Origin of the sequence: Pasteurella pantherarum, from assembly GCF_049670885.1 — a bacterium.
Classification (GTDB): domain Bacteria; phylum Pseudomonadota; class Gammaproteobacteria; order Enterobacterales; family Pasteurellaceae; genus Pasteurella.
The window spans coordinates 1,403,521-1,429,521 of sequence record NZ_CP187173.1 but is presented as its reverse complement, the minus strand read 5'-3'; the positions used below and the strand labels follow the sequence as shown (position 1 = coordinate 1,429,521).

At 39.8% G+C, this 26,001-nt stretch carries 26 protein-coding genes; 15 read left to right on the top strand and 11 right to left on the bottom strand.

Annotation, left to right across the window (positions count from 1 at the left end):
* Positions 1-8 precede the first annotated feature (8 nt).
* On the top strand, positions 9-1,376 hold the full coding sequence (xseA, locus tag ACPEEM_RS06680) for an exodeoxyribonuclease VII large subunit (RefSeq protein ID WP_424404642.1): 1,368 nt from the start codon (positions 9-11) through the stop codon (positions 1,374-1,376).
* 174 nt (positions 1,377-1,550) lie between these two features.
* Here the strand turns inward: xseA and rapZ are convergent, their stop codons facing one another.
* From rapZ to lptC, 5 genes are read right to left on the bottom strand one after another with little or no spacing between them, the layout of a single operon-like run.
* Entirely contained in the window at positions 1,551-2,414 is an 864-nt protein-coding gene (gene rapZ, locus ACPEEM_RS06675) for an RNase adapter RapZ (protein WP_424404640.1), read from the bottom strand.
* Positions 2,415-2,450: 36 nt separating this feature from the next.
* Positions 2,451-2,972, bottom strand: coding sequence for a PTS IIA-like nitrogen regulatory protein PtsN (ptsN, locus tag ACPEEM_RS06670; RefSeq protein ID WP_424404638.1), 522 nt, complete (start codon positions 2,970-2,972; stop codon positions 2,451-2,453).
* Between the two features lie 2 nt (positions 2,973-2,974).
* Complete coding sequence (gene lptB / locus ACPEEM_RS06665) at positions 2,975-3,700, bottom strand: LPS export ABC transporter ATP-binding protein (protein ID WP_424401394.1); 726 nt, start codon at positions 3,698-3,700, stop codon at positions 2,975-2,977.
* Positions 3,701-3,721: 21 nt separating this feature from the next.
* Positions 3,722-4,228 (bottom strand): lipopolysaccharide transport periplasmic protein LptA, encoded by a 507-nt coding sequence (gene lptA / locus ACPEEM_RS06660; RefSeq protein ID WP_424401392.1) that lies wholly within the window; start codon positions 4,226-4,228, stop codon positions 3,722-3,724.
* A complete protein-coding gene (gene lptC / locus ACPEEM_RS06655) occupies positions 4,212-4,778 on the bottom strand; it encodes an LPS export ABC transporter periplasmic protein LptC (RefSeq protein WP_424401390.1) in 567 nt (188 codons plus the stop codon). The genes lptA and lptC overlap by 17 nt, the downstream gene beginning before the upstream one ends.
* Positions 4,779-5,009: 231 nt before the next feature.
* Between lptC and mlaF the strand changes: the two genes are divergently transcribed.
* The 9 genes from mlaF to ACPEEM_RS06610 all read left to right on the top strand — a co-directional run bounded on the left by mlaF (position 5,010) and on the right by ACPEEM_RS06610 (position 11,475).
* Complete coding sequence (gene mlaF, locus ACPEEM_RS06650; RefSeq protein WP_424401388.1) at positions 5,010-5,804, top strand: phospholipid ABC transporter ATP-binding protein MlaF; 795 nt, start codon at positions 5,010-5,012, stop codon at positions 5,802-5,804.
* Complete coding sequence (gene mlaE, locus ACPEEM_RS06645; RefSeq protein ID WP_424401386.1) at positions 5,801-6,583, top strand: lipid asymmetry maintenance ABC transporter permease subunit MlaE; 783 nt, start codon at positions 5,801-5,803, stop codon at positions 6,581-6,583. Before mlaF ends, mlaE begins: the two co-directional genes overlap by 4 nt.
* A gap of 57 nt (positions 6,584-6,640) precedes the next feature.
* On the top strand, positions 6,641-7,147 hold the full coding sequence (gene mlaD, locus ACPEEM_RS06640) for an outer membrane lipid asymmetry maintenance protein MlaD (RefSeq protein WP_424401384.1): 507 nt from the start codon (positions 6,641-6,643) through the stop codon (positions 7,145-7,147).
* Positions 7,148-7,188: 41 nt separating this feature from the next.
* Positions 7,189-7,827 (top strand): phospholipid-binding protein MlaC, encoded by a 639-nt coding sequence (gene mlaC / locus ACPEEM_RS06635; protein WP_424404049.1) that lies wholly within the window; start codon positions 7,189-7,191, stop codon positions 7,825-7,827.
* Between the two features lie 3 nt (positions 7,828-7,830).
* On the top strand, positions 7,831-8,190 hold the full coding sequence (locus ACPEEM_RS06630) for an STAS domain-containing protein (RefSeq protein ID WP_424404636.1): 360 nt from the start codon (positions 7,831-7,833) through the stop codon (positions 8,188-8,190).
* Positions 8,190-8,447, top strand: coding sequence for a BolA family protein (locus ACPEEM_RS06625; RefSeq protein WP_424401380.1), 258 nt, complete (start codon positions 8,190-8,192; stop codon positions 8,445-8,447). Before ACPEEM_RS06630 ends, ACPEEM_RS06625 begins: the two co-directional genes overlap by 1 nt.
* An 18-nt stretch (positions 8,448-8,465) precedes the next feature.
* On the top strand, positions 8,466-9,743 hold the full coding sequence (murA, locus tag ACPEEM_RS06620; protein WP_424401378.1) for a UDP-N-acetylglucosamine 1-carboxyvinyltransferase: 1,278 nt from the start codon (positions 8,466-8,468) through the stop codon (positions 9,741-9,743).
* A gap of 112 nt (positions 9,744-9,855) precedes the next feature.
* Positions 9,856-11,301: a membrane-bound lytic murein transglycosylase MltF gene (gene mltF, locus ACPEEM_RS06615; protein ID WP_424401376.1), complete on the top strand. Its 1,446-nt coding sequence runs from the start codon at positions 9,856-9,858 to the stop codon at positions 11,299-11,301.
* Between the two features lie 27 nt (positions 11,302-11,328).
* Positions 11,329-11,475, top strand: a complete 147-nt coding sequence (locus tag ACPEEM_RS06610; protein WP_424401375.1) for a hypothetical protein — start codon at positions 11,329-11,331, stop codon at positions 11,473-11,475.
* A 63-nt stretch (positions 11,476-11,538) separates the two neighbouring features.
* Here ACPEEM_RS06610 and dsbB read toward each other — a convergent pair whose 3' ends face one another.
* Positions 11,539-12,075 carry a disulfide bond formation protein DsbB gene (gene dsbB / locus ACPEEM_RS06605; protein WP_424401373.1) on the bottom strand — a complete coding sequence of 179 codons (537 nt, stop codon included), beginning with the start codon at positions 12,073-12,075 and terminating at the stop codon, positions 11,539-11,541.
* Between the two features lie 20 nt (positions 12,076-12,095).
* The gene (gene nhaB / locus ACPEEM_RS06600; RefSeq protein WP_424401371.1) at positions 12,096-13,634 is read right to left on the bottom strand and encodes a Na(+)/H(+) antiporter NhaB; all 1,539 of its coding nucleotides are present in this window, start codon (positions 13,632-13,634) and stop codon (positions 12,096-12,098) included.
* A gap of 180 nt (positions 13,635-13,814) precedes the next feature.
* Here nhaB and fadR point away from each other — a divergent pair, with 180 nt between their 5' ends.
* The gene (gene fadR, locus ACPEEM_RS06595) at positions 13,815-14,540 is read left to right on the top strand and encodes a fatty acid metabolism transcriptional regulator FadR (RefSeq protein ID WP_424401369.1); all 726 of its coding nucleotides are present in this window, start codon (positions 13,815-13,817) and stop codon (positions 14,538-14,540) included.
* A gap of 99 nt (positions 14,541-14,639) precedes the next feature.
* Here fadR and ACPEEM_RS06590 read toward each other — a convergent pair whose 3' ends face one another.
* The 4 genes from ACPEEM_RS06590 to ACPEEM_RS06575 all read right to left on the bottom strand — a co-directional run bounded on the left by ACPEEM_RS06590 (position 14,640) and on the right by ACPEEM_RS06575 (position 19,969).
* The gene (locus ACPEEM_RS06590) at positions 14,640-15,680 is read right to left on the bottom strand and encodes an ABC transporter ATP-binding protein (RefSeq protein WP_424406408.1); all 1,041 of its coding nucleotides are present in this window, start codon (positions 15,678-15,680) and stop codon (positions 14,640-14,642) included.
* 2 nt (positions 15,681-15,682) lie between these two features.
* Positions 15,683-17,341, bottom strand: coding sequence for an ABC transporter permease (locus ACPEEM_RS06585; RefSeq protein ID WP_424404630.1), 1,659 nt, complete (start codon positions 17,339-17,341; stop codon positions 15,683-15,685).
* An 83-nt stretch (positions 17,342-17,424) separates the two neighbouring features.
* Positions 17,425-18,438 (bottom strand): Fe(3+) ABC transporter substrate-binding protein, encoded by a 1,014-nt coding sequence (locus ACPEEM_RS06580; RefSeq protein ID WP_424401363.1) that lies wholly within the window; start codon positions 18,436-18,438, stop codon positions 17,425-17,427.
* A gap of 316 nt (positions 18,439-18,754) precedes the next feature.
* Entirely contained in the window at positions 18,755-19,969 is a 1,215-nt protein-coding gene (locus ACPEEM_RS06575; RefSeq protein ID WP_424406406.1) for a pyridoxal phosphate-dependent aminotransferase, read from the bottom strand.
* A 170-nt stretch (positions 19,970-20,139) separates the two neighbouring features.
* Here ACPEEM_RS06575 and ACPEEM_RS06570 point away from each other — a divergent pair, with 170 nt between their 5' ends.
* The 4 genes from ACPEEM_RS06570 (at position 20,140) to ACPEEM_RS06555 (ending at position 25,991) form a co-directional block, all read left to right on the top strand.
* Positions 20,140-21,435: an isochorismate synthase gene (locus tag ACPEEM_RS06570; protein WP_424406404.1), complete on the top strand. Its 1,296-nt coding sequence runs from the start codon at positions 20,140-20,142 to the stop codon at positions 21,433-21,435.
* Positions 21,436-21,447: 12 nt separating this feature from the next.
* Entirely contained in the window at positions 21,448-23,154 is a 1,707-nt protein-coding gene (gene menD, locus ACPEEM_RS06565) for a 2-succinyl-5-enolpyruvyl-6-hydroxy-3-cyclohexene-1-carboxylic-acid synthase (protein ID WP_424406402.1), read from the top strand.
* Positions 23,155-23,208: 54 nt separating this feature from the next.
* On the top strand, positions 23,209-23,949 hold the full coding sequence (menH, locus tag ACPEEM_RS06560; RefSeq protein ID WP_424401355.1) for a 2-succinyl-6-hydroxy-2,4-cyclohexadiene-1-carboxylate synthase: 741 nt from the start codon (positions 23,209-23,211) through the stop codon (positions 23,947-23,949).
* A 317-nt stretch (positions 23,950-24,266) separates the two neighbouring features.
* The gene (locus tag ACPEEM_RS06555) at positions 24,267-25,991 is read left to right on the top strand and encodes a ShlB/FhaC/HecB family hemolysin secretion/activation protein (RefSeq protein WP_424406400.1); all 1,725 of its coding nucleotides are present in this window, start codon (positions 24,267-24,269) and stop codon (positions 25,989-25,991) included.
* The last annotated feature ends 10 nt before the right edge of the window (positions 25,992-26,001 follow it).

The following is a 26,001-nucleotide window of genomic DNA, read 5'->3' as shown; positions in this document are numbered from 1 at the left end:
GGATAACCATGTCTGATCCTATTTATTCTGTTTCGCAATTAAATCAAACCGTACGCTTCATGCTAGAAAATCAGCTTGGGCAAGTTTGGTTGACAGGGGAAATTTCCAATTTTACCCAACCCGTTTCGGGACATTGGTATTTAACCTTAAAAGATGAAAATGCACAGGTACGTTGTGCCATGTTTCGCATGAAAAATATGCGAGTGAGTTTTCGTCCACAAAATGGTATGCAGGTTTTAGTGCGTGCCAGTGTCAGTTTGTATGAACCTCGAGGCGATTATCAACTGATTATTGAGAGTATGCACCCAGCAGGCGAAGGGTTGCTACAACAACAATTTGACGCATTAAAAATGAAGCTAGCAGCAGAGGGGTTGTTTGCACAGCATTTGAAAAAACAACTGCCACCTTTCTGTCATGCCGTCGGGATTATTACCTCGAAAACAGGGGCGGCATTACAAGATATGTTGCAGATTTTAGGTCGTCGAGATCCGAGTTTAAAGGTGGTGATTTATCCCACATCGGTGCAAGGTAAAGAGGCGAGTGCTGAAATTGTGCAAATGATTGAGCTTGCCAATCAACGTCAGGAAGTAGATGTACTCATTGTTGGGCGAGGCGGCGGATCCTTAGAAGATTTATGGTGTTTTAATGAAGAAAAAGTGGTGAGAGCTATTTTCCATTCTCAGCTTCCGATCATCAGTGCGGTGGGGCATGAAACCGATGTGACGATTGCCGATTTTGTCGCTGATTTACGTGCCCCAACCCCTTCTGCGGCGGCAGAATTGGTGAGCCGAGATCAACAAGACCTGTTACGTCGGTTATTATATCAACGTCAGCGTTTAGACATGGCGTTAGACCGTGTGTTCCATGATAAGTTGAGCATGGTGCAAGCCTTACGTTTACGTTTACAACATCAGCATCCTCAAGCTCAGTTATTCTCACAAGGTCAACAAATTCAGCAATTGACCCATCGTTTACAATTAGCCATGAAGCTGTTTGTGGGGAAAAAACAAGAAAAATTGACCGCACTTTTTTCCCGAGTACAACAAAATCCGTTACCGCTAAACGTGCAACGACAACAGCAATATGTGAATCAGCTTGAAGTGAGGCTAGAACATGGATTGCAACGTTTGCTGATGATGAAGCAACACCAGTTTGCCCATTTATCCAGTAAACTTGACGGCTTAAGCCCGCTAAAAATATTAGCCCGAGGCTATTCCATTGTGGAAGACAGTGAAGGCAAAACCATTGACCACATTGAACAGGTGAAATTGGGCGATAGGTTAAAAACCCGAGTGGCAAACGGTGAAATTCTCAGCCAAGTGATCGGCACACAGGCTTTTTCGGACAAGGTAAAAGGGAAATCGCCAAACGAGTAGCATAAGGAAAGAGGAAGAAAAGCCTAAGCTCAGTCCAGATTTAAGTTAAGTTCAAGTTAAGCCAAGCCTCAATCAAACCTTAATCAACGCTCAACCTATGTGAGCCAAAGTGCGGTGCTTTTTGGACAGGTTTTCCACTGAAGTACCACAGGTCATGCCCTCGACGCCCGTCGTTTATTTTCCTCTCACTTGATGATGTGCAAGGGATTTATGCTGAATTTGTACATCTTTCCCTTTTGCTTGGAAATATTGCCCGATTTGTTCGGTGATATAAACAGAGCGATGTTTTCCCCCCGTACAGCCAATGGCAATGGTGAGGTAGCTTCGGTTGTTTTGTTCCAACATCGGCAACCATGTTTCAATGTAATTACGGGTCAGATAAATAAAGTGATTGACCTCATTATGTTTGCTTAAAAAATCTGCCACGGGTTGATCTAAGCCAGTCAACGGACGAAGCTCTGGATTCCAATGGGGATTTGGTAAGAAACGCACATCAAATACATAGTCGGCATCTAAAGGTAAGCCATATTTGAAGCCAAAGGATTGAAAGACAATTTTTAAGGCTTTATCAGAATGCCCACACAAAAATTCCCGTAAACGCTCAGCCAGTTCATGGGTGGAAAGGTGGGTGGTATCAATAATTAAATTGGCATGTTGAATTAAAGGCTCAAGTTGTTTTTTTTCCTCGTCAATGGCTAATTCCAAAGAGAGATCTTTCACAGAAAGGGGGTGAAGGCGTCTGGAATCGCTATAACGGCGAATTAACGTGCTTCGATCAGAATCTAAAAAAACAATTTTGAGTTGGTGTTGTTGCATCAGCTTGCTGAGAAGCAGATCAAGGTGCTGTGAAGACGCAGGAAGATTGCGGATATCAAGGCTAATTGCCGCAGACTTATGATTGGCAGATAAAATGTCTGCCAATTGAGGGAGTAAATCTAGCGGTAAATTATCAACACAATAATAGCCAATATCTTCTAGTGCACGAAGGGCAACGGATTTTCCCGCACCAGAGCGTCCACTAATAATAATAATTTCCATAGCTGTACTCACGATTATAAGGAAGCGAAATTTCAATCAATCAGCCGAAAGGGGTGTTTGCTCATCTTCTGAGTGGTCTGGGGTTTCCGTCTCTTGAGTTTGATCATAATGAGCGAAAATTTGCCAAATTTCGTCCGCACTTTGGGCTGCACGCAGTTGTTTACATAAATTCTTATCAGATAAATTTTCAGCAATTTTAGGCAGTTTTGCAATATAGTCTGCACAAATTGGCTCGGGAATTAATAGGGCAAAAATTAAATCAACATCACGGTGATCAGCTGCGTCATATTCCACAGGCGTATCAAGCTGTAAAAAAACAGCAAGAGGTTGATTGCCTTCAGGAATACGGGCTTTAGGCATGGCAACCCCGTTTCCCAACCCCGAGTTACCTAATTTTTCACGATTAAATAGGCATTCAAAATAACACTGTTCCGCATTTTCAACATTTACTTGACTGGCCATCAGGCTCGTAATGGTTTCAAATACACGTTTTTTACTCGAACACAACATGCCCTGACGAATATTTTCGGGCTTTAATAAATCTGTAAATTTCACCATAGTTATAATTTGAACTCTTCACCAAGATAGACACGTTTAACATGTTCGTTATTGAGGATTTGTTCAGGCGTGCCTGTCGCAATCATTTGCCCTGCACTGACAATATAAGCACGCTCACACACATCTAAGGTTTCACGCACATTATGATCGGTAATCAATACGCCCAAGCCACGATCACGCAGATCCATAATGATTTTTTTGATGTCAATAACAGAAATCGGATCGACGCCCGCAAAGGGTTCATCTAATAAAATAAATTTAGGGTTCGCTGCTAATGCCCGAGCAATTTCCACACGGCGACGTTCCCCACCCGAAAGGGATTGACCTAAATTATTGCGAATATGACCGATATTAAATTCATCAATTAATTCATCGGCTCTCGCATGGCGTTCCTCTTGGCTTAAGTCTTTGCGAATTTCCAACACCGCCATTAAGTTATCATATACGCTTAAACGACGGAAAATCGAGGCTTCTTGTGGAAGATAACCAATACCACGTTGTGCACGGTTATGCATAGGGAGCAAGCTGATGTCTTCATCATCAATACGAATGGTGCCGTGATCATGATTCACTAACCCCACTACCATGTAGAATGTAGTGGTTTTGCCAGCACCGTTTGGCCCAAGTAAGCCCACAATTTCGTTGGCATTAACCATGAGACTAACATTAGACACCACTTGGCGACTTTTATAACTTTTTGCTAAATTTTCAGCATAGAGAGTAGACATAAAAACAAACCTTTTCTCAGACTATTTATTGAGTTGAGCTGGAATCAGCACCGTTTTTACTCGGGAATTAGCCGAGCTTTTTGCTTTAAGATGTTGTTTTTTCACATCATAAGTAATGCTATCGCTATTAATTTTACTGTCTAACTGCTTTAATTCCGCATTGCCCGTTAAGGTTAAAAATTCTGTGGTTAAATCATAATGCACTTTATTGGCTTTGCCGTTGACAGGTTTGCCATTATCTAGGGTTTGTTGGAATGTCACGGGGCTACCAAAGGCTTCCACTGTATCTTTCTTGGTTGATTTTTCCGCAGGGCGGGTGATAACCACTTTGTTTGCTTTGATCAGAATAGAACCTTGCGTAATCACGACATTATCTGTAAAGGTGACGACACGGTTATCCATATCTAAAGATTGATTATCAGACACAATATTAATCGGTTGATTTGTATCATTTTTCAATGCTACTGCAGAGAATGAACTCATGATAAGCATCGCAAAAAGAAGAAATTGATTACTTTTTGATTTCATAATATGTATTTACCTGTTCTTTTAAAGTGGCAATTTGTTGTTGTAAATTGCCTGTCATTTTTAAACCTGTGGAATGGAAATTCTGACCATTAATTTTCACGATGTTATCAGAATGAATATCTTGGGTTTTTAAATTCACTACGGCACTGTTGGTTTCCACCCGTTGTAATCTTGAATCTTCTAATAAACTTTCTGCAATCACATCTCCTTCAAGATACAGCATATGTTCCTTTGTTAAGGTCGCTTTATCAGCTCGTAACTTCCAGCTTTTATTGTTGTGTACATCCAACGAAAAAAGATACACTTCTGGCATAATAAAATCGGTGTGACCATTATGGGTGTAATGTTCAACGGATTGAGAGGTGGCGAAATACTGTTTTTGTCCAGTGGGAGAAAATACCGTGGTTTGCATATTTTTGCCTGTGTATTCAGGGCTATCTTGCCGTTTCACTAGCGTATTTAACGGATCTTCTCCTTGATTTAAAGAATAAAACCAAGCAAGCAGTCCCAACGCAATGACAGATAAAACGATATTCCAGCGAATATTCATAAGTATATAGAGTTTATTTAGGTGGTTTTGAGATGTGCAATCATAGCATAATTTTGATAAAACCAATAAAAGTGCGGTGTGTTTTTAAAAAATTTTTATCTTGATGAACGTTTTGTTTTTTCATCTGTCAAACCACCGTATTGTCAACTGTGCAAAATTTGACATTCAAGGGGAATTAATAGATTATCCCCGTTTTACTTTTCGATGTTTCTACTTGAGTAAAGAGATAATATGAATAAACCCTTAATAGAAGTGAAAAATCTGACCTTTAAACGAGGTGAGCGTACAATTTACGATAACCTGAATTTACAGGTACAAAGGGGAAAAATCACCGCCATTATGGGCCCATCAGGCATTGGGAAAACCACCTTATTAAAACTGATCGGTGGACAGTTACAGCCAGAAAAAGGGGAAATTTGGTTTGATGGTCAAGACATTTGTCAATTGTCCAATGCTCAACTGTATCAAGCTCGCCAAAAAATGGGAATGCTATTTCAATCTGGTGCCTTGTTTACTGACATTTCAACCTTTGATAATGTGGCTTTTCCACTCCGAGAGCATACCCGTTTACCAGAATCCCTCATTCGCCAAATTGTCTTGATGAAATTAGAAGCGGTGGGGTTACGTGGTGCCGCCAATTTAATGCCTTCAGAATTATCGGGTGGTATGGCAAGACGGGCAGCATTGGCTAGAGCCATTGCTTTAGATCCTGACTTTATCATGTTTGATGAGCCTTTTGCGGGTCAAGATCCTATTAGTATGGGGGTTATTTTAAGTTTAATTAAACGCCTCAATGAAGCCTTAAATTTGACATCCATTGTGGTTTCTCATGATGTGCAAGAAGTGTTAAGCATTGCTGATTATGCTTATATTATTGCGGATAAACGGGTGATCGCAGAAGGAACATCAGCACAACTTTTAAAAAGTGAGGATCCCCAAGTTCGTCAATTTCTTGATGGTGAGGCAGATGGACCTGTGCATTTTCATTTTCCTGCACAGAATTATGTGGAGGAACTTTTCCAATGATTGATTTGATTTCTCAATTGGGGCGAGCGGCTATCAATGTTTGCCGTGCCACGGGGCGTGCTGGCTTCATGCTGTTTGGTGCATTAGTGGGCAAGCCACAATGGAAAAAACATTTTCCTTTATTTGTTAAGCAATTACACGTTCTTGGTGTGCAATCTTTGCTCATTATTATGCTATCAGGCTTGTTTATCGGCATGGTGCTAGGTTTGCAAGGGTATGTGGTGTTGGTGGATTTTTCGGCTGAAACCAGTTTAGGGCAATTAGTGGCACTGTCGTTATTACGGGAATTAGGCCCTGTGGTGACAGCATTATTATTTGCAGGGCGTGCAGGCTCCGCATTAACCGCTGAAATTGGTTTAATGAAAGCCACTGAGCAACTTTCTAGCTTAGAAATGATGGCGGTGGATCCGTTACGTCGAGTCATTGCCCCACGTTTTTGGGCAGGGGTGATTTCGATGCCCATTTTAGCCGTTATTTTTACTGCCATTGGTATTTGGGGCGGTTCACTGGTGGGTGTGGATTGGAAAGGCGTGGATTCAGGCAGTTTTTGGTCTGTCATGCAAAATGCGGTGACATGGGAAAAAGATTTATTAAATGGTTTTCTAAAAAGCCTGTGTTTTGCAATAGCCGTTGTGTGGATTGCACTTTTTAACGGCTACGATTGTTTACCGACTTCCGAAGGGATCAGCAATGCTACGACACGTACTGTGGTGCATGCCTCTTTGGTGGTGTTGGGATTAGATTTTGTGTTAACTGCATTAATGTTTGGTGCAAGCTGATCATGTGCGAAAGACATCGCAAATGATTTTGATCAATTAAAAAGGAAAGGATATTTTATGCGACAAACAATAAAATATGAATTTTGGGTAGGATTATTTTTATTACTTGGCATTTTTGCACTGGTATTTTTAGGCTTAAAAGTGGCGAATATTGAAGGATTTAGTGAAACAAAATCTTATAAAATTCATGCAACTTTTGACAATATTGGTGGACTAAAAGTCCGTGCACCCTTGAAAGTGGGCGGTGTGGTGATTGGTCGTGTCACCCATATTTCTCTCGATGAGAAAAGCTATTTACCCACCGTTACCATTGCCATTGATGAACGTTATAAGGATATTCCAGAAACCAGTGCATTATCCATTAAAACATCGGGCTTATTAGGTGAGCAATATATTGCTTTAAATATTGGCTTTGATGATGGTGAAGTGGGAATGTGGAAAGAAGGTTCTCGAGTAACAGATACAAAATCTGCACTTGTGCTAGAAGATCTGGTGGGGCAATTTTTGTATGGTGATCGGAATAAGGCTGAGGCGGATAAATCCTCTGAAGCACCAGCAAAATAATTGGCGAAAGTCAGTTAGGAACTTTATGTAAGGAGTAAATGATGTTTACAACAATGTTAAAAAGTTTATTAGCGAAAATGGTGGTTATTTCTACCGCACTTTTTTCACTGCAAGCATTTGCCAACACCCCCTATGAGCTTACGCAAGAGGTGTCAGACAAATTATTTAAGAATATATCTACTAATCAAGCGAAGATTAAACAAAATCCCAACTATTTACGTACCATTGTGCGTACAGAATTGATGCCTTATGTGCATGTCAAATATGCGGGTTCAAAAGTGTTGGGCAAAAACTTTAAAACCACCACGGCAGAACAAAGAGAGCGTTTCTTTACGGCATTTGAGCAATATATTGAACAAAGCTATGCACAAGTGTTAACGCTTTATTCGGATCAAAAATTGCAAATTGAGCCACCAAGAACACAAGGCGAAGAGAAAACCGCTAGCATTCGTGTGAAAGTGATTCAAAGTGGTAACCAACCGCCTGTTAATTTGACCTTCTATTGGTACAAAAATAGTAAATCGGGTAAATGGCAAGTCTTTGACATGAGTGCAGAAGGCGTAAGCATGGTGGAAACTAAAGAAAAAGAGTGGGCACCAACTATTAGCAAAAGTGGCTTAGATGCCTTGACTGAACAAGTGGCTCAAGCCGCAAAAGCACCCGTAACCTTAAGTAAATAAGCCATGAAAACGGACAAAACTTTAACTTGGGTATTCGAACAAAATAGTGATAATATAACGCTCCAGTTAACTGGAGAGTTATCTCGTAACACGTTGCTTCCTTTATGGGAGCAACGTGCTTCTTTTTTGTCGGCAGAAAACTTGGCAGACAAAGACGTTTATTGGGATTTATCCCAGATTACACGCATTGACTCCGCAGGCTTTGCCTTATTATGTGATTGCATTGGGCAGATCGTGAAAAGACAGAAACAGAGTCAGCGTGTTATGTTGAAAAATACGCCAGCACAATTATTAACATTGGCGGATTTATTTGGGCTATCCGATTGGATAGCAACATTTGTTCAATCCAACGGAAGCAAATAATGGAAACGCAAGAAATAGAACGTATTTTAAAAGAGGCATTGAATTTAGATGAAGTCTATGTTCAAGGGGAGAATGCACATTATGGTGTGATTGCGGTAAGTGATGAATTTGCCGGTTTATCAAGAGTGAAACAGCAACAATTGATTTATGCACCATTAATGGAACATATTTCAAGTAATGCAATTCATGCCTTAACAATTAAAACCTATACAGTTGAAAAATGGAAGCGAGAACGCTTGCTTAATCAACCTTGTTAAGCTTATAGGATAATTCTTATGCAAAAATTTCGTGTTTATGGACAATCTTGTTTAAAAGGAAGCGTGAATATTTCAGGGGCAAAAAATGCTGCCTTGCCTATCCTTTTTGCCGCAATTTTGGCCGAAAAACCAGTTAGATTAACCAATGTTCCAGAATTAAAAGACATTGATACCACGTTTAAAATTTTACGCAAATTAGGTGTAAAAGTGGAACGTGATGCGGAAGGTGCCGTAGATATTGATGCATCAAAAATTGATCATTTTATTGCCCCTTATGAACTTGTAAAAACGATGCGAGCCTCAATTTGGGCATTAGCCCCTTTGGTTGCACGTTTTAATCAAGGTCAGGTTTCATTACCGGGAGGCTGTTCTATTGGTGCACGTCCTGTGGATCTGCATATAAGTGGTTTAGAGCGTTTAGGGGCGAAAATCATTTTAGAAGATGGCTATGTCAAAGCCTATGTGGATCACCGTTTAATGGGCACTCGCATTGTGGTGGAAAAAGTCAGTGTGGGAGCAACCTTATCCATTATGATGGCTGCGACCTTGGCGAAAGGGGTAACCACAATTGAAAATGCAGCCCGTGAACCTGAAATTAGCGACACAGCGATTTTCCTCAATAAAATGGGGGCGAAAATTTCGGGTGCGGGAACAGACACCATTACTGTGGAAGGGGTGGATCATCTCGGCGGTTGTGAGCATAGTATTGTGCCAGATCGTATTGAAACGGGCACATTCTTAGTGGCAGCAGCGATTTCGGGTGGTCGTATTCAATGTAAAAATACGAAAGCCGATACTCTCGATGCAGTCATTGATAAATTACGTGAAGCGGGGGCACAAATCGATGTCACAGAAAATAGCATCACATTAGATATGCTAGGTAATCGTCCTCGTGCGGTGAATATCCGTACTGCACCTTATCCAGGTTTTCCAACGGATATGCAAGCACAATTTACCCTATTAAATATGGTGGCAAGTGGCACGAGCATTATTACAGAAACCATTTTCGAAAATCGTTTCATGCATATTCCAGAATTGATTCGTATGGGCGGAAAAGCCGAGATTGAAGGGAATACTGCAATTTGTCATGGTGTGGATCATTTAAGTGGTGCGGAAGTGATGGCTACGGATTTACGTGCGTCAATCAGTTTAGTCTTGGCTGGTTGTATTGCAACGGGTGAAACCATTGTGGATCGTATTTATCATATTGATCGTGGCTATGAACGTATTGAAGAAAAATTACGTGGTTTAGGTGCCCGTATTGAACGTTTTTCTGCAGAAAGCGAAGAATGTTAATCAGGAAATGGATTTATTAGGCGGGTTTATAACTCGCCTTTTTAATTTGTATATTTTTTCTTTAGTCGTTAAAATGCCAAGATTTTCACATAAGATAATATAAAGAGGTCATTTGAAAGGATTATTTCTACGGATTATCGCTATCTTCGCCTTGTTTTTATGGGCAATTGACATGGTGTTTCCATGGCAGTCCATTATGCAGTCGGAGGAAAATCGTTACACTGCCATTCAAAATCGAGGCAAATTAATCGTTGGAACGATCAATAACCCCATTTCTTATTTTATCGATCATTCAGGGCAACCCGCAGGCTTAGAATATGAGTTAAGCAAAGCCTTTGCTGATTACTTGAATGTGTCGTTAGAAATCTTACCCATGTCTAATGGCGATGAATTGTTTCAGGCATTAGAGAACAATCAAATAGACATTGCTGCCGCCAATTTATTGTATCAAGCGAAAAAACTGGAGCAATTTCAAGTCGGGCCGACTTATTATTCTGCCTCGTGGCAGTTAGTGTATCGCAAAGGTGAAGAGCGTCCACGTCATTTAGGGCAATTAAAAGGCAAATTGGGCATTATTTCGGGTTCAGAATTGACCGCACTTTTGCAAGATGCGAAAGAAAAATATCCTGATTTAACGTGGTCAGTGAATGATAAATTGACCCCAGAAGAATTATTGATCCAAATGGCAAATGGCAAAATTGATTATGCTATTGCAAACTCCATTGATGTGTCTGCAGTACAACAAATTAAACCCAATGTGGCTGTGGCGTTTGATTTAACCGATGAATCTACGGTACATTGGTATTTACCTAATAATTCGTATAGCGAATTACAAGCAGCTTTGTTGGATTTTATGAACAGTGCCATTGAAACAGGGTTAGTTGCTCGTATTGAAGAAAAATATTTTAACCATTTGACCCAGTTTGATTATGTGGATACACGCAGTTATTTAAAAGCCATTGATACCGTCTTGCCTAAATATGCACCATTATTTGAAAAATACAAAGGAGACTTAGATTGGCGTTTACTGGCTGCGATTGCCTATCAAGAATCCCATTGGAATCCTGATGCCACCTCACCAACAGGGGTGCGTGGGATGATGATGTTAACCAAGGCAACAGCTGAGCGAATGAAAATTATCGATCGTACAGATCCAGAGCAAAGCATTAAAGCAGGTTCGGATTATTTACATTGGCTTATTACCCAAATGCCTGATACCATTAATCAAGAAGAACGGATTTGGTTTGCATTAGCGGCTTATAACATGGGATTGGGGCACTTATTAGATGCTCGCCGTTTAACAAAAAATTTAGGTGGTGATCCAGATAATTGGTTAGATGTGAAAAAAAATCTTCCCTTATTAGCTGAAAAACGTTATTACACCAATTTAAAATACGGTTATGCCCGTGGCTACGAAGCCTTCCGTTATGTAGAAAATATTCGCCGTTATATGAACAGCATCATTAATTACTATCGTATCCAGCAAACACAACATGATGCAGGAAAGGTGGAAGATGAGATGAAAGCTATTGAGGCATTAGAAAATACAACAAACTAAACAAACACAATAAAAATGAGAGGAAGTATGGTAAAACGTAAAACTTTTTTAAAACCAACCAGAAAATTGTATCGTTTATCACAAGGGAGAGCGTTACGCTTAAAACGCTTAAAACAACGTAAAGCACGTTTACTTGCCAGACATGCCTTACAGTTTGTTGTACAAGAGATTTAAATGGATATTACACCGCGAAAATGAAAAATAGGTAGAAGATCACTTCTACCTATTTTTTTATGCTTAATTAAATAAGCGACGTTGTTTAGGTCTGAGTCGTTTGATTTGACTCAGTGTCAGTAAGCTTAATAAGAGTGTATAAACGGCAAAAATCACCACTAGCCATTGCACCATCGAAAAACCTAAAAATTGCCAACTGATTTCAGAACAAGAGCCTGTTGGATTAAACATGGCGGGGAACCAGCGATCTAAAGGCAAGGTTTCTGGAAATTCAGCAAAGGCAGAACATTGTTTCCAAGGGGCGGGATAAAGTTGTAAATCTAGATGGGATAGGGTGATGAGTAAGCCTTTGATGGCACTCCATAAGCCAATGAACAAGGCGATTAAACGTAACACCAAAGCATGGGGATAAATCATGCCAATTAAGCCTGCGAGAATAATGCCAAGTAGTGCCACTCGCTCATAAATGCACATGACACAGGGTTGCAAGCCCATGCCATGTTGAAAGTAAAGTGCGGTGATTTCTAGCAAAAATCCTGAAAGGGCAAGTAAAAACCAGCCGCCTCGTGTTGCTGAGAGTGTTTTCAAATACTGTAACATTCGTCTCCCTCTTCCTTTTGTTAAACGGGGGCAATTAAGCCTAATTGCGTTAAGATGATTGTAGCATTAGGTAAAATAAATTCCACGGTTAATAAACCAATGACAGACAGTACGATAGTATAAGGCAATGCCATATAAACCATACGACCATAAGAAAGACGAATTAATGGTGCTAAGGACGAGGTTAAGAGGAATAAAAAGGCTGCCTGTCCATTTGGTGTGGCAATGGAAGGTAAATTCGTGCCTGTATTGATTGCCACGGCTAATAATTCAAATTGGTTATGGGAAATCAACCCCGCTTCTAATGCGGCTTTGGTTTCATTAATATACACGGTGGCAACGAAGACGTTATCTGAAATAGCAGAAAGTAAGCCATTAAATAGATAAAAAAGCATTAATTGTGTGCTTTCGTTTGCCGATAAGACAAATTGAATAATCGGTGAGAAAAGTTGTTGATCGATGATCACCGCCACTACCGAGAAAAAGACCACTAATAAGGCGGTGAAAGGTAATGATTCTTGGAACGCTTTCCCTAAGGCGTGTTCTTGTGTCACTCCGCATAAAGAGGTGGTCAAAATAATGACGGTTAATCCAATAATCCCTACCGCCGCTAAATGGAATGCAAGACCCACAATGAGCCAAATGCCGACAAGGGCTTGGCAAATTAATTTTATGCGATCTTGTTTGGTCATTTTTTGCTGATTATTACGATCAAATTTGGCTAATACGCCCCAAACTTTACGGGGCAGTTTGGTACCATAACCGAATAATTGGAATTTCTCTAATAGCACACAAGTGGTTAAGCCGAAAATGAGCACGGGAAGGGTAACAGGCGACATGCGTAAGAAAAACTCCGCAAACGCCCAATGTGCTTGTTCTGCAATAATGAGGTTTTGAGGTTCTCCCACCATGGTCATGACCCCACCGAGTGCGGTTCCGACCCCTGCATGCATCATTAAGCTACGTAAAAATGCACGAAATTGCTCTAAGGTTTCTTTGTTATCACCGATATTGTCATCATTTTCAATGTTATCCACCTCATTTTTTTTACCTGATGCCACTTTATGATAAACACCATAAAAGCCCATTCCGACGCTAATAATGACAGCCACAACCGTTAACGCATCTAAAAATGCGGATAAAAATGCCGCACTTAAACAAAATGAGAAGGAAAGAACGATTTTTGAACGAATGCTGAGGAGTAATTTAGTGAAGACAAAAAGTAGCAGATTTTTCATAAAGTAAATGCCAGCTACCATAAAAATTAAAAGCAGAATGACTTCAAAATTTGCCATGATTTCTGCTTTTATATGTTCTGGGTGAGTCATCCCAATAATTGCCGCTTCTAATGCTAATAGACCACCGGGCTGTAGCGGGTAGCATTTTAATGCCATGGCTAAGGTAAAGATAAATTCGGCGACGAGGAGCCAACCAGCGAGGAAAGGATCAATACAGAAAAAGACGAGAGGGTTTATGATTAGAAAAAGAACAATTGCAATTTTATACCAGTCAGGACTGGACCCTAAAAAATTTTTTAGGAAAGCTTGAGTATAACTCATTTTTACTACCACCTTAGTTTAAAATTAAATCTTTTTTGAAAATTTTAAATATAATAATTCAATAATTGTAATATATACTGCTTTGAACGATAATACCTACATAACTATTTTGTTAGCTATATCACATTTTAAATTTTTTTAACTAGATCACATTTTTAAATTTTTTACTAGAAGAAGCGTATGAATAACGATCAACCTATCTTAAAAGCACAAAGTCCGGCTGGTTTAGCGGAAGAGTATATTGTCAGAAGTATCTGGAATAATCATTTCCCTCCAGGTTCTGATTTACCTGCAGAAAGAGAATTGGCGGAAAAAATCGGTGTCACTCGAACCACATTACGAGAAGTCTTGCAACGATTAGCACGAGATGGTTGGCTCAATATTCAACATGGTAAACCCACAAAGGTGAATGACATTTGGGAAACCTCAGGTTTAAATATTTTGGAAGTGCTTATCCGTTTAGACAGTACTCGCTTACCAAGTTTTATTTCAAATGTGTTGTCAGCCAGAACGAATATTTCTGCAATTTATATTCAAAAGGCGTTTAAATTAGAGCCAGAAAAATCACTTGCGATCTTTGATCCCCTCGATACACTGACCGATACGGCAGAAGCCTACACCAATTTTGATTATGATTTATTCCGTAAACTAGCCTTTGCTTCGGATAATCCCGTATATGGTTTAATTTTAAACAGTTTAAAAGGATTATATACTCGAGTCGGTGTTTTTTATTTTGCCAACCCTGCCGCACGTGAACTCGCAAAAAGCTTTTATATTGCTTTAAGAGAGCTTTGCCGAACACAGAAAGTCAATGATGTGAAAGAATGTATTCGTCAATATGGTAAAGATAGTGGGGTCATTTGGACGAAAATGCAAGCATTTTTACCTGCAGATTTCGGTGAATAATGCTGTTTTCAAAACTTTTTTAAAATCCACCGCACTTTGCATCGCACCTTATCTTAATGTGTACTCGTTGATAAGGTGCAGAGACTTTCTTATTGTTGCTTATTCCACGTCAAATAATACAGGGAGCACACATTTATAATCCAAACGTACTTGTGTGTTAACAGGAAAATGTTTTGAGCTTTGTACCATAAAAACAGTCTCGCCAACTTGAACTTGATATTGGCTATATGGACCTAAAAAACGCTTTCTTATAATGACGCCAGAACCGTTCTCATCTTGGTGAATTTGAAAACTTTGCGGTCTGACTAACCAATCCACTTTTTTCCCTACTTCCACAGCTTTACCATCCGCAAAATGTAAAGGGTGGTCAAAGTGATAATCCCCAATGGCTGAGCGGAAAGAACACGGCGAGAGTACCTCACAAGTTAAATAATTCACATTCCCTAAAAATTCCGCCACAAATTTATTAATCGGCATTTGATACAAGGCATCGGCATCGCCCACCTGTACAATTTTACCTTGATCCATAATCGCGAGTCTGTCGGCAAAAGCAAAGGCTTCTTCTTTGCTATGGGTGACAAAGATGGCTGGAATTTTTTGATTTTTCAGAATTTCTTTAATTTCATCAATCATTTGATAGCGTACTTGGCTGTCAATATTTGAGAAAGGTTCATCTAAGAGCAGCAAGCGAGGCTCACAAGCTAATGCCCTTGCAATGGCGACACGTTGCTGTTGACCGCCTGAGAGTTCATAAGGATAACGTTCTAACAAGCCTGTAAGTCGCACCAGTGCCGTCATTTTTTCAATAATGGCTTGTTTTTCTCCCGCACTTTTTTGAAATAAACCAAAGGCGATATTTTCTTTCACGGTTAAATGGGGGAAAAGTGCATAATCTTGGAAAATGACGCCAATTTGACGTTTTTCCACCGGGAGTTTTGCTAAGTTTTGTTGATTAAAGAGAATCTCACCCTGTTGGATTTCTTGTAAGCCTGCAATGGATTTTAAAAGTGTGGTTTTGCCACAACCACTGGCTCCGAGTAGGCACAAAATTTCATTTTGTTCCATTTGAAGATCTAAGCATTGCAAGACATTTTCTGTACTATAGCCGCAGCTGAGTTGTGAAATTTGTAAAATAGCCATAATTAACGTTCTTTTTCTGAATGAAGGACTAATGAGCGAGTAAGCCAAATAATCGGCAATAAGCCGACCAAAACTAACACAATGGCTGGCAAGGCAGCTTGTTCCAGTTGCTCATCAGACGTAAAGGTAAAGACATGGGTTGCCAACGTATCAAAATTAAAGGGACGCAATAATAATGAGGCATTGAGTTCTTTCATGGTTTCGATAAACACCATCATCAAGGCTGTTAAAATGCCTTTTGAAAGCAAAGGAATGTGTACACGACGTAGCATACCTAAGCCATTTTGCCCTAAGGTTCGACTTGCCATATCAAGAGAGGGTGAAATTTTCTGGAAAGAGGTTTCAACACCGCCAATTGCCATCGCTGCAAAGCGAATGGTATAGGCAGAAATTAAGGCAAACATGGATCCCGAGAAAAGCAGACCCACAGGCGAAATATCAAAATATTTAAGTAAATCATTCACGATATGATCGGCTTGGGTGTAAGGAATTAAGATCCCGATAGCCAAGACGGTGCCCGGGATGGCATAACCCAGTGAGGAAAGTTGCAAACTGTAATGCCCAATTTGTTGCTGTGCTGGCGAGCGTTGTAATGCTAAACGATTAAAAAAATGTAAGAACAATGCCAGTAACACACAGCATATTGCCGCAAGGGTTGAGGTGGATAGGCTGTGATAAGCATATTTCAGGAAGTTATCTGCTTGACGCATATCGAAATAGGATATTGCCCAATAAAGAAGTTTGGCTAATGGAATGAAAAAGGCGACGGTGACCAATCCCCAACAATAGGTTTGAGCAAGGCGTAATTTCCATCCATAAATGGGTTTGAGGCAATGTTTTTTTTCATAACCACGCTGGTAGGTTTTTTGTTTACGACGACTGTACCTTTCTAACCATAACAGACAAAAAATCATCAACAACATCAATAAAGAAATTTGACTGGCAGCACCTAAATCACCGTAACCTAGCCAAGTGTCGTACACGGCGGTAGTTAAGGTTGGGATCGCAAAGTAATACACGGTGCCGAAATCCCCTAAGGTTTCCATTGCCACTAAAGAGGCACCCACCGCAATGGCAGGGCGAATAAGAGGTAATGTGATTTTTCGAAGTAAATAAAGTGGACGAGCCCCTAAGGTTTTGGCACTGTGAATTAAGTTTTCAGATTGTTCTAATAAGGCGACACGTACCAATAAAAATACATAAGGGTAAAGCACTAAGGCTAAGATAAAACAAGCCCCGCCAAGGGTTCGAATTGGCGGAAACCAATAATCTTGTGGTGTTGACCAACCAAATAACTGACGTAAGAAAGATTGAACAGGTCCCGCATGGTCTAGCAAATCGGTGTACAAATAGCCAACTAAATACGCAGGCATGGCAAGGGGTAAACACAACGCCCATTGCAAGGTTCTTTGACCATAAAATTGATAGTTAGAAATGATCCAAGCGGCAGGCAATGCAAAACACAAACTTAAACAGACAGTACCCAATACCAGAAGCAGTGAATTAAGGCTGTAATCGGTCAGAACCGTTTGCCAGAGATGCTGGATATTCGCCCAGTCAGCTTGCCAAGATTGATAAAAAATGGAAATTAAAGGTAAGAGGAAAAACAACACACATAAAAGTGCGGTCACATTCCAGCTTATTTTTTTGAATAGGAACATTTTGGCGTCAACAGTGTTTTAGCATATGAAAGGGCGACTTATGCCGCCCTTATCATATTATTGTGAAATAAAGGGTGAATAAATTAAAGGTCGAATTTTACTTCGTCAATTAATTTTAACGCTTTATCATAATTTTCTGCGATTTTCTCTAATGCAATGTTATCAGCTTTGAAATCGCCCCATGAAGCAACGAGTTTAGAACGTTGAACACCTGGTTTAACTGGATATTCATGGTTTAATTCCGCATATAAGTGTTGAGCTTTATCACCACTTAAGTATTCCACCAATTTAATTGCGTTTTCTTTGTTTGGTGCGTATTTAGCGACCACAACACCACTGATGTTAACGTGTGTACCCTGTGCTTTTTGGTTCGGGAAGTTAATGTACACCGCTTCTGCCCAGCTACGTTGTTTTTCATCATCTAACATTTTACCGAAGTAGTAGCTGTTACCTAATGAGTAATCACAAATGCCTTCTTTAATGGCTTTCACTTGATCACGGTCGCCACCTTGTGGTTTTTGGGCAAGGTTTGCTTTTAAACCTTCTAAGAAGGCTTTAGCTTTGGCTTCGCCATCATGTGCGATCATAGACGCCACTAAAGAAACGTTATAGGCATTTTTACCAGAACGTACACAGACTTTACCTTTATATTCTGGTTTAGCTAAATCATAGTAAGAGAAATCGGCTGGGAGTTTACCAACACGATCTTTTGAGGTGTAAATTGCACGAGCACGGCTAGTTAATGCAAACCACTCATCTTTTGAATCACGGAAGTGTGCTGGGATATTTTTTTCTAATACTTTGCTGTGAATCGGTTGTGCTAAACCTAATTTCACCAGTTCAACCACACGGCTAATATCCACGGTTAATAACACATCAGCAGGGCTTAATTCCCCTTCACGTTTAACACGATCAACTAACCCTTTATCTGCAAAAATCACATTGACTTTGATACCTGTATCTTTTTCAAAATCTTTCAGCATTGGTTCAATTAAGTAAGGTTGACGGTAAGAATAAACGTTAACTTCGTTTGCTGCCATGGCTGATGTGGAAATGACTGCGGATAAAGCAAGTGCGAGTGTTGAGATTTTTTTCATAATCACATTCCTTTAATGGGTGTTTACAGTTAAAAAGTGAACTCAATGTAACGAATAAATTGATCATAGTCAATGAGAATTATTATTATTTATTTTTATATAGATAGGCGAATTTTTTAGCTGAAACGTGGCAAATTTTATTGCTGTTTCACGTTATATTGAGCAAAATTCTCTGCTTATTTTTTAGGTTAGCGTAGATAAAAAAGAAAGGCATAAAAAGGGTGGAGGAGCGGGTAAAAAAAGTGCGGTCATTTCTAAAAACGTTTTTAAATCACCGCACCTTTATTTCTTCTGTCTGTTGTCAATGCGAGCTGGATTATTGACGATAATGCTCCAAAAATCTTGCCAATTTACTCAATGCCTCTTCAATTTGATGGGCATAAGGCAAGGTAACGATTCGGAAGTGATCAGGGGCATGCCAGTTAAAGCCTCGACCATGCACAAGCAGGACTTTTTCTTGTTTGAGCAGATCAAACACCATTTTTTCATCGTCATAGATATTAAATTTCTTAATATCAATTTTCGGGAACATATAAAGTGCCCCTTGTGGTTTGACACAACTGATGCCGGGAATTTGATTTACCAATTCATAGGCTTTATTTCGTTGTTCTAATAAACGCCCCCCCGGTAAAATAAATTCATTAATGCTTTGATAGCCCCCTAATGCGGTTTGGATGGCGTGTTGCATCGGCACGTTGGCACATAAACGCATGGAAGCAAGCATATCCAACCCTTCAATGTAACCTGTTGCGTGATGTTTTGGTCCGTTTAAGATCATCCAACCTTGGCGAAAACCTGCCACACGATAGGCTTTTGATAAGCCGTTAAAGGTTACGGTTAATAAATCAGGTGCAAGAGCGGCAACATGGTGGTGGATGGCACCGTCATATAAGATTTTGTCATAAATTTCATCAGCAAAAATGATTAAACCATGCTGGCGAGCTATCTCAATAATCTCTAATAGCAAGGCTTTACTGTATACCGCCCCTGTTGGGTTATTGGGATTGATTAAAACAATGGCTTTGGTTCGATTCGTGATTTTGCGTTTAATATCGTTGACATCAGGGAACCAATCGGCTTCTTCATCACATAAATAATGTACAGGTTTTCCGCCTGCAAGGGTGGCGGCGGCTGTCCAAAGAGGGTAATCAGGCATTGGAATGAGGACTTCATCCCCATCATTTAATAGGGCTTGTAAGGACATGGTGATCAATTCTGATACGCCATTTCCAATATAGACATCATTGACGGTTGCTCCGTGAATGCCCTTCGATTGATAGTATTGCACAATGGCTTTCCGTGCAGAATACAACCCTTTGGAATCACAATAGCCTTGTGCGGTGGAAAGATTACGAATGACATCAACAAGCACTTCATCTGGGGCTTCAAAACCGAAAGGGGCAGGGTTACCAATATTGAGTTTAAGAATTTTATGCCCTTCTTCTTCAAGGCGAAGTGCTTCTTTATGAACTGGCCCACGAATATCGTAGCAAACGTGTTCTAATTTATCTGATTTAGGAAAGTGTGTCATAGCAAGACCTTATGTTTGCGAACTAAAAATTATCATTATTGAATAAAATCCCAACACTTTACGCTTATTTGGTTAAGGAGAAAAGATTTAGTAAAAATTTCGATTAAAGTGCGGTAGAATGAGCGTTTATTTTTAACTTATTTTCTGATTAAAGACAACGCTTTTTAAACATGGATAACTTGCAATTAATTAAAGCGAACCTGATTGCTCAACTTCAAGCTTACCAACCTAGTAAACAAGGGGAAATCGCCGTATTTCACGCACAAATGGAATCTGCTATTGTGTTATTGTCTTGGTTGAAAGCTCAGCAAGTTTATCCGCAGTTTTATCTCAATATTCGGGATAATTCAGCCAAATGGGCTGCGATTGGGAAAGTCTGTTCATTTTCCGATGTGAATCAGGCTCACACCTTTATGCAAAGCCAAAATCTGCCGTTGGTGGGCGGGGTGCAATTTTATGGGGAAACGTGCTTTATTTTGCCACGCCTTTTATTAAAACAAACTCAAGCAGGTTTAAAGGTGTCTTTATTTGTGGATGCCACACGATTTTCTGACGAAAAGGCTCAAGCGTTAGCCTGTTTAGAAACTTTTGAAAAATGGACCGCACTTGATGCCGTGGCACAACCTATTCATTTGATGTCGCAAAAAGCCACTCAAACACAATGGTGTGAATGGGTCGAACAAGGGTTAGCGAAGATAAAAAGAGGGGAAGTAAGCAAGCTTGTGTTAGCCAATGAAAATTGTTTTAAAACCACCTTCCCTTTGAATGTTAACGACTTTTTAGCACAAAGTGAAAAATATCATGTAGGCTGTTACCATTTTTTGTTTGCTGAGCACGACAAAAAAGCCTTTATGGGGTCAAGCCCAGAATTGTTGTATCGTCGCCAAGGTGATTTATTAAAAACCGAAGCACTTGCGGGAACGGCATTGATGACAGAAGATGAGGCACAAAATCAACAGCAAGGCGATTGGTTATTGCATGACGCCAAAAATACCTATGAAAATCAGCTTGTGGTGGATGGCATTTGCCAAAATTTAGCCCCATTGATTCAAGAGATTGCCGTGGCGGATGTGGAATTAAAAAAATTACGCAATGTCCAGCATTTACGCCGTAAAATTGTTGCAGTGTTAAACACAGATTGCGGTGATCATCAATTATTACAAGCCATGCACCCCACCGCCGCAATTGCAGGCTTACCCCAAATTGAGGCAAAGCAAGCCGTAAAAAACTTGGAAAATTTTGACCGCACTTGGTATGCGGGCGTATTGGGGGTTATGCAACCAGCACAGGCAGATTTTTGCGTTACCATTCGCTCCGCCTTTATTGAACAGGGCAATGAACATAGCAAACTCTGTGTGTTTGCAGGGGCAGGCATTGTTGAAGGTTCCATTCCATTGCTAGAATGGCGAGAAATTGAACGAAAAGCCAACGGCTTAGTTTCATTATTACAACAGAATAAATCATAGTAGGGAACTCATATGTCAGTAAGTGTATTTAATCGTTGTTGGTCGAAAGTGATTTTAGAAACCTTGGTCCGTCAAGGTGTTTCACATTTTTGTATTGCACCGGGTTCTCGCTCTACCCCACTGACCTTAGAAGCCGTTCGTTTACAAGAAAGTGGTAAAGCCGTTTGCCATACGCATTTTGATGAACGTGGCTTAGGCTTTTTTGCTTTAGGGCTAGCAAAAGCCAGCAAACAACCCGTTGCGGTGATTGTGACTTCTGGCACGGCGGCGGCGAATTTATACCCCGCCATTATTGAAGCACGCCAAACAGGTCTTCCCTTGATCATTTTAACGGCAGATCGCCCACCTGAGTTAATTGAATGTGGTGCGAATCAAGCCATTTTACAGCCAAATATGTTTGCCGATTATCCTGTGGCAAATATCAATTTACCTCGCCCAAGCCAAGATTATTCTGTGAATTGGTTGATTTCTATATTGGATCAAGCTTGTTATCAACAAAAACGTGAAACAGGTGTGGTGCATATTAATGTGCCATTTGCCGAGCCACTTTATGACGCCAGCCCTGAAGAAGTGGATTTACATCCTTGGCTTGCACCAGTACAACGTTGGCTCAGCCAACATAAGCCTTGGGCGGATCACCAATCGCCACAAACAGAAGTGATGATGCATGCCAACTGGGATCATTGGCGTACAATGAAAGGGGTGTTGGTCGTTGGGCGTTTACCAATAGAACAATCCATGGGCATTATTGCATGGGCAAATACCATGGGCTGGATTGCGTTAACGGACATTCAATCTTGCGTAGAGGCAAGTTTACCTTATGCGGATATTTGGTTGGCAAACCAAACAGTCAAACAAAAATTATTGCAGGCAGATATTGTCATTCAGCTTGGTTCGGGTTTTATTAGTAAACGGATTAACCAATTTTTAGCGGAATTTAAAAATGAATATTGGATTGTGGAGCAAAGCCATCGTGCGGTGGATCCTGTTCATCATCCGCATACCCGTTTTAATGCCAAAGTACATCATTGGTTACGAGCACATCCGCCGTTACGTCAAAAACCTTGGTTGCTTGAACCATTAGCTTTATCCAAATTCTGTGCAGGTTTTATTGAACAACAAGTTGGAGGCAATCTTAATGAAGCTTCGTTAGCTCATCATGTGGATCGCATTTTACCCAACAATGGCATTTTATTTTTAGGCAACAGTTTGTTTGTGCGTTTAGTGGATGCCCTTGCCAAATTGCCAGAAGGTTATCCTGTGTATACCAACCGAGGTGCCAGTGGTATTGACGGTTTATTAGCCACAGCAGCAGGGATTGGGATTGGGGCAAATCAACCCGTGGTGGCGATGATCGGGGATTTATCGGCATTGTATGACATTAATTCATTAGCACTATTTAAAAAGGTCAGTCAACCCACCATTATTTTCGTGATCAATAATAATGGTGGAGCAATTTTTGATATGTTGCCAGTGGAATCCAGTGTGAAAGACAAATATTACCGTCTGCCACATCATTTAGAGTTTTCTCAGCTTGCCTCGACCTTTGATTTAAAATATGCACGTCCATACACATGGGCGGATTTAGGGTCAGTATTAAAGCAAGCCTATTCACGTCGTGAAACCACCTTAATTGAAATTAAAGTGAGTGCCAGCGATGGAAGCAATATTTACAAACGGTTAATTGATCAAATTAGTTATGCCGTGATAGGTGAATAATCAATTAAGACAAAAAAATGCTCGCTGCGGCGGGCATTTTTTCTAGGACATGATATGAGCACTTTCGTTTTTTTACACGGGCTTTTAGGCAGCAAAGAAGATTGGCAAAACGTTATTGAAAAACTCCCGCACTTTCACTGTATTGCGTTGGATTTGCCTTTGCACGGTGACGCAATCGACTATGAGGTGACAGATTTTACACAAACAAGCCAATATCTTGAGCAGCAACTTCAACAAAAAGTGGGTGATCAACCCTTTTATTTAGTGGGGTATTCTTTAGGGGGAAGAATCGCTCTTTATTATGCATTGGAATACCTTACATCAGCCGCATGGCAACCTCATTTAAAAGGACTGATTTTAGAAGGGGCAAACTTAGGTTTATCTTCTTTGGAAGAAAAACAGGCTCGCTGGCAACAAGATCAACAGTGGGCAACCCGTTTTGCCAATGAACCTGCTCATGTTGTCTTGAATGATTGGTATCAACAAGCGGTTTTTTCACATTTAACACAAGCTGAACGAGATAGTTTGATTGAAAAACGCACAAAATATTGTGGAAAAAATATTGCTCAAATGTTAAATGCAACCAGTTTGGCGAAACAACCCGATTTAAAACAAAAGACGCAAACGTTTGCGTTGCCAATTTATTATTTCTGTGGCGAGTATGATGTCAAATTTAAACACATTGCCTTGGAATCAAAATTAAATTTGATTTTGATCAAAGGTGCAGGACATAATGCACACAGCGAGCAACCTGAAATATTTGCAAGTCAATTAGAAAAACTGTTCAAAAATTAATTCCATTCTTTGGTTTATCTTTGTAACATATTGTTTAATAAGGTTTATTTTGATAAATAATAACCGATTAAAATGCTTGGATAACTGACCTAAATTTAAACAATAATAACTTTTTATTTAACGCATAAATTATTTTTATAAAGTAATTAATTTTGAAAAATGATTAAATTTTTTACTTTTTTGGTTTTAAATAAGGCATTTATTGCGATATTCTCATTTTCTCTTTCAATATATTTTGTGTGGTACAACCACTTTATTTTGAAATAGGTTATTTTTTTGTAGTAAAATTTCTTCACTCGTTAAAATATGGAGATTTTATGAGAAAATATAAGTATCCAAAATTAAATCGTCTCGTTTTAAGCTGTTCAGCTGCTTTTCTTTTCGGGCATTCAACCATTGCCTACGCAAACCAAGACAATCCCCTCACAGAAGAATTGTTACGTTTAAAAAACAAAGAACAATTTGAAAATGTAGACAAAAATTTCGAAAAAGCCGAACAATTTTTAGAAAATCAACAAGCCGTAGAGGAAAAAAGCCCCTCACTAAACGATCTTCCTACCAACACGAAACAACAGATCACCAGCATTAGCATCGATTTATCTGGCGAAAAGGTGTCCTTGGATTTTAGCCCTGTCATTCAGGCTTATCAGGGTAAACCGCTTTCGACAAAAGTCGTGTTTCAATTGGTTAAAGATTTAACCGATGTTCTCTATCGTTCAGGTTATGTCACCAGTGTCATTGGATTGAAAAATGCTAAAATTCAAAATGGTGATTTGCAATTTGTCGTGTTATGGGGAACCGTTAATGACATTTTGGTGGAAGGTGAAAAAGCATCTGCCTTTAAAGACAAAGCCATGGTTTCGGTATTGCCGAATTTAAAAGGTAAATTACTGAGCATTCATGATGTTGACCAAATGGTGGAAATCTTAAATACCACCAATAAAAGTGCCAAAGTTAATGTAGTTGCCGCAGAAGAAAAAGGGCTATCAAATTTAAACATTGAAAGACAACGCACGATTTTGCCTGATCTGACTTTGAGTGTGAATAATTCAGGTACGGGCAATAATGCGAATGGGCGTAATCAGGCTACGATGAACGTGGGCTGGAGCGATATGTTAGGCACCAACGACCGTTGGAATTTTTCAACGGGCTATCGTTTTTATAAACAAAGCAAAATTAATCAACAACGCAATTATTCTTTGTCTTATACCCAACCGTTTTCGTTTTCAACTCTAGAACTTAAGGTCTCTGAATCGGAGTATAAAAAAGGCTTGCAAGGTACCATTGATGCCTATTCTTCATCAGGTAAAACGCAAACCGCAACCATGAAGTTAACCCGTGTGTTATTACGCAATAAAGACACCATTTTATCGGCATATGGTGAGCTTGAGTTTAAAAAACGCGTGAGTTTTTTCAGCGATATTCAAATTGGTGATTACCACAATAATAAAGTGAATGTCGGGTTGTCCTATGTCACAAACTTGGGCTACGGCAAGTTATATAGCGATATTTCTTATGCCAATGGCTTAAGATGGTTTGGGGCAAATTACTCTGCTTTCGATAGTCAAGGTGAAAAAACCTTAAAATTATTGTCAGGAAGTATCAACTGGCAACGTCCAATATCTTTGTTTAACCGTGCGATGAATTATCAATTGCGTATTGGTGCACAATATGGATTTGATAGTTTGTACTCTGAAAACCAATTTTCACTGGGTGATGAATATACCGTCAGAGGTTTCAAAGGCGGTGCTGCTTCAGGAGACAGCGGTGCTTACTTATCGCAAACATTGACAGTGCCTTTTTACCCACAAAAAGCGTATTTATCCCAAATTTCTCCTTTCTTTGGGTTAGATATTGGTCAGGTTCACGTAAAACAATCTCATAAAACAGACACACTTTCTGGCTTTGCATTCGGCGTGAAAGCACAAGTGAAATTACTTGCTCTCTCCATGACTTATGCAAAACCAATCAATGGCGTAGGAAACGTCGGACAATCTCACAAGAAACCTGTGTATTACTTCAGTGCTTCTGTGTCTTTTTAATATTTTAAGT